The organism is Cytophaga sp., from assembly GCF_051961495.1.
In the GTDB taxonomy this organism is placed as follows: Bacteria; Bacteroidota; Bacteroidia; order Cytophagales; family Cytophagaceae; genus Cytophaga.
Genome location: NZ_JBQCDF010000288.1, coordinates 1 through 4,380 on the forward strand (window position 1 = coordinate 1; position 4,380 = coordinate 4,380).

5 protein-coding genes are annotated in these 4,380 nt (G+C 43.3%); all 5 read left to right on the forward strand.

Annotation, left to right across the window (positions count from 1 at the left end; translation table 11 throughout):
- The first annotated feature begins 142 nt into the window (after positions 1 to 142).
- Complete coding sequence (locus tag ACTHJT_RS16105; protein WP_440240075.1) at positions 143 to 292, forward strand: hypothetical protein; 150 nt, start codon at positions 143 to 145, stop codon at positions 290 to 292.
- A gap of 104 nt (positions 293 to 396) precedes the next feature.
- Positions 397 to 1,536, forward strand: a complete 1,140-nt coding sequence (locus tag ACTHJT_RS16110; protein WP_440240077.1) for a 5-(carboxyamino)imidazole ribonucleotide synthase — start codon at positions 397 to 399, stop codon at positions 1,534 to 1,536.
- On the forward strand, positions 1,533 to 2,048 hold the full coding sequence (gene purE / locus ACTHJT_RS16115) for a 5-(carboxyamino)imidazole ribonucleotide mutase (RefSeq protein ID WP_440240079.1): 516 nt from the start codon (positions 1,533 to 1,535) through the stop codon (positions 2,046 to 2,048). Before ACTHJT_RS16110 ends, purE begins: the two co-directional genes overlap by 4 nt.
- A gap of 16 nt (positions 2,049 to 2,064) precedes the next feature.
- Positions 2,065 to 4,089: an OmpA family protein gene (locus ACTHJT_RS16120; protein ID WP_440240081.1), complete on the forward strand. Its 2,025-nt coding sequence runs from the start codon at positions 2,065 to 2,067 to the stop codon at positions 4,087 to 4,089.
- A 156-nt stretch (positions 4,090 to 4,245) separates the two neighbouring features.
- Positions 4,246 to 4,380 (forward strand): TerC family protein (locus ACTHJT_RS16125; protein ID WP_440240083.1); only part of this gene is annotated, 135 nt, incomplete at its 3' end.

The window sequence follows — 4,380 nt, forward strand, 5'->3', positions numbered from 1 at the left end:
ATGGAGATAATTTTTCTTTAAACCTGTGACTCCTCCGGAGTCATGACGTTCAATCTATTATTCTTAGGAGATTTCCGCGTTTGCGCCAGCAGTAATCAACCAGTAATAAAGTATTAAGTATAAAATAAAATGTTTGTTAGAAATGACTCCGGAGGAGTCACAGGTTTATAGAAAAACAGCAAGTGTAACACCGACCCCATCGGGGTCGAACCTTTCCCTGCTTGCCCCAGCGGGTGAGGCACAAGGCCAGCAGGAGAATGCTTGCGCCAGCAGGCCGAAAAGCGCTATTTGATCCATTATACTCAGAAATCACAGATTTTTCGTACTTTACACTTCAAACTTTACACTTTACACTTTTTACTTCCTTATCTTTGTAGTTATTCTTATTCATAAATAATGGAACATTTCTATTCAGACTACAAAATCGGAATGCTGGGCGGCGGTCAGCTGGGGCGTATGTTGCTTCAGGCTGCCGTAGATTATAACCTGGAAATTCATGTACTGGATCCCGATGGCGACGCACCTTGTAAAAACTGGGGCGCCAGCTTTACAACCGGTGTGCTGACCGATTTTGATACAGTATATCAGTTCGGTAAAGGCATGGACCTGATCACTATTGAAATTGAAAATGTAAATGTTGAAGCACTGAAAAAACTTCAGAAAGAAGGCACCAAAGTTTATCCGCAGCCGGAGATCATTGAAATGATCCAGGATAAACGTCTTCAGAAAGAGTTTTATATCAAGAACAATATTCCGACCGCACCGTTTGTACTGACCGATACAAAAGAAGATATTTTAAAGCACCTGAACCTGCTGCCTGCTGTACACAAGCTGGGCAAAGAAGGCTATGACGGAAAAGGCGTGCAGGTGATCGATACAAAGAACGACGTACCGAAGGGTTTTGACAAGCCCGGCTTGCTTGAAAAGAAAATCGATTTTGCAAAAGAACTGAGTGTGATCGTGGCGCGCAATCGTGACGGGCAGATCAGCGCTTTCCCGACTGTTGAAATGGTCTTCCATCCCGTACATAACCTGGTAGAGTTTTTATTCGCACCGGCAGAGATCTCCGAAGAGCTTCATAAAAAAGCAGAAAAAATTGCCAAAGGCGTGATCAACGACATTGGTCTGGTAGGTATCCTGGCAGTTGAAATGTTTTTGACGAAAGATGGTGAAATTCTTGTGAATGAAATCGCGCCACGCCCACACAACAGCGGCCACCAGACGATACAGGCAAATTATACCTCGCAATATGAACAGCATCTGCGCGCGATCCTGAACATGCCGCTGGGCGCAACCAACCAGCAGTGTCCTGCTGCCATGGTAAACCTGTTGGGCGAACCGGGTTATGTAGGCAGCGCTATTTTTGAAGGTCTGGAAGAAGCATTGAATATTGAAGGTGTATACCCGCATTTATATGGAAAGAAAATCACAAAACCTTTCCGTAAAATGGGACATGTTACTATTTTAGACAAGTCTATCGAAGGCTTGAAAAAGAAATCGGAAGAAGTTAAAAACCTTATAAAGATCATCGCATGAGCAAGCCATTAGTAGGAATCATCATGGGCAGCCAGTCGGATTTAAAAATCATGTCGGCTGCAGCAGATATACTGGACAAATTCGGAATACCATTTGAACTGACAATCGTATCGGCACATCGTACACCTGAACGTATGGTTGAGTACGGACAGGCAGCGGTTGATAAAGGATTGAAATGTATTATTGCCGGGGCTGGCGGTGCGGCGCACTTACCGGGCATGGTAGCAGCGTTGACAACCTTACCCGTGATCGGTGTTCCCGTAAAATCTTCCAACTCCATTGATGGCTGGGATTCTGTATTGTCTATCCTCCAGATGCCTTCCGGCGTTCCGGTGGCAACCGTAGCGCTTGATGGTGCAGCCAATGCAGGCATCATTGCGGCACAGATCATCGGAGCATTTGACAGTGAAGTACAGAAAAAATTACAGGCATATAAAATTGAACTGAAATCGAAAGTAGAGGAGTCGGTAGAGACGATAAAGAAAAACGGTTTCAGGTCACTGCTGAAATAACATCACCTGAAAGTTTATGAGAATTTTTATCTGTATTTATTTTTTCTGCTGCTGCACATTTTTACAGGCGCAGCAGGAAGTCCGCTGGGCATGCAAAGTGCTTGAGACAAACGACAAGAATAACGGTGCTTTAAAATACTCACCGCAGCATGCATTGGGTGTGCCTAAAATATATCCGGCATACGGCGCCGGCATGTCTGCAAACAACTGGATCATTGGCTACAACAGCAGCGGTTACAAAAGTTCCAATGTAACATTGAAGGTAGGCTTTTGCGACCCCATCATTGCGGAACAGGTTGTTATTGTTGAATCATACAATCCGGGCGCAATCACATCGGTTACCATTGTTGAACAATCCGGTGCAACAGAAAAAGTATATACTGCGGTTTCAAAACCTTTGACAGAAAAGAACAGGGTATTATCGATACCAATTAAAAAATGTAAGTCGCCCGTTATTGCGGTATTGATCACGGCTTCAAACATGGAGTCAACCAACTGGAATTACATTGATGCCATTGGTATTGCATCCACTGCCGAGCCGGTAAACCTTACTGTTAATGTAAGCACTGATGCCGCACTAACCGGCGTTTCAGCTCCGCTGGGCGATGCCATTAATTCCAGATACATTGAGGCCTACCCCATCATTTCAGCAGACGGCAAACTGCTGTATTTTTCAAGACTCGGTGATCCGGCAAACGTTCTTGATTCAACCAAAACAGATATCTGGTATTCGAACAAAACGGCAGACGGACAATGGAGCAAGGCGCAGAATATCGGCAGGCCATTGAATAACGAAGGTCATAATTTTGTTTCCTCACTTACACCCGATGTAAATACCTTGCTGATTGCAAATACATATAACCCTGATGGTTCTTCAGACCGCAACGGTGTGTCGATCTCAAACCATTCGGCTGCAGGCTGGGAACTTCCGAAGGAGCTGATGATCGAAGGCTTCGAAAATTCAAATATATACTCTTCTTTCTTTTTAGCAGCAGATGGCAAAACAATGCTGTTGAGCATTCAGATGCAGGACTCTTACGGGGACCTCGACCTGTATGTGAGTTTTATGAAAACGGATAAAACCTGGACAAAGCCCATGAACATGGGTAAAAAACTGAACACTTTTCAATCGGAAGCCACACCGTTTCTGGCATCAGACGGGAAAACACTTTACTTCGGTTCCAACGGCTATCTGGGTTATGGCGGGTATGATATTTTCATGACCAAACGTCTGGATGATACCTGGAAGAACTGGAGCACACCTGTAAACCTTGGTCCAAAGATAAATTCCATCAACAGCGAACTTGCCTTTTCAGTACCGGCTTCAGGAGATGTAGCATACACCTACTCCGTAAGAAATGCAGAGTACAATAGTGACATTTTCATGGTATCGCTGGCGCCTTCGGCAAAACCAGATCCGGTAACAATTATTTCCGGTCGCGTGCTGGATGCTAAAACCGGCAACCCCATTGGCGCCGAAATTGAATACGACATTTTATCGACAGGGGTCAACGTTGGGGTAGCGAATTCAAATGCAGTTACAGGAGATTATAAAATTGTGCTGCCTGCCGGAAATACGTATGCCTACAGAGCCAAGGTTCCCGGTTATTTATCATTGAGCGAAAACATAAGCATTGAAGCAGCATCCGGCTATACCGAAACGCATGTAGATTTAATGCTGGTGCCGATAGAAACCGGACAAAAGCTTGAATTAAAAAATGTATTTTTTTATCAGAGCAGCGACAAACTTATAGAAACATCTTATTCTGAATTAGATAGAATTGCTGAAGTAATGAAGCTGAATCCGGCTGTAAAAATTGAGCTTGACGGACATACGGACAACCAGGGAGATGCCGCCTTAAATATGGAATTGTCGCGGAAAAGGGTAGTAACTGTTAAGAACTATCTGATTTCTAAAGGTATTGATTCAACCCGAATCAGCACGAAGGCATTCGGCGGCACGAAACCAATTGCACCAAACGATACGGAAGAAAATAAAAAGAAGAACAGGCGGGTGGAAGTCATTATTGTGGCGCACTAATTGCAATAATTCATTCAAAAATAATAAGATTCCGTTCAAATACATATTTGTGTGCAGAACGGCAAAATCACACTTCGTTTGAAGAATAAAAATTTGTATCTTAAGGTCAAATAAGCTAACCGTATGTTTGATGCGTTTTTAACATTTGATGGGTGGATGAGTTTGCTTACGCTTACCATCATGGAAATTGTTTTAGGGATTGATAATGTTATTTTTATTTCATTTATATACGATAAATTGAATGAAGACATTCAATCAAAAGAGCGTTTCATAGGTTTATCAGGCGCACTA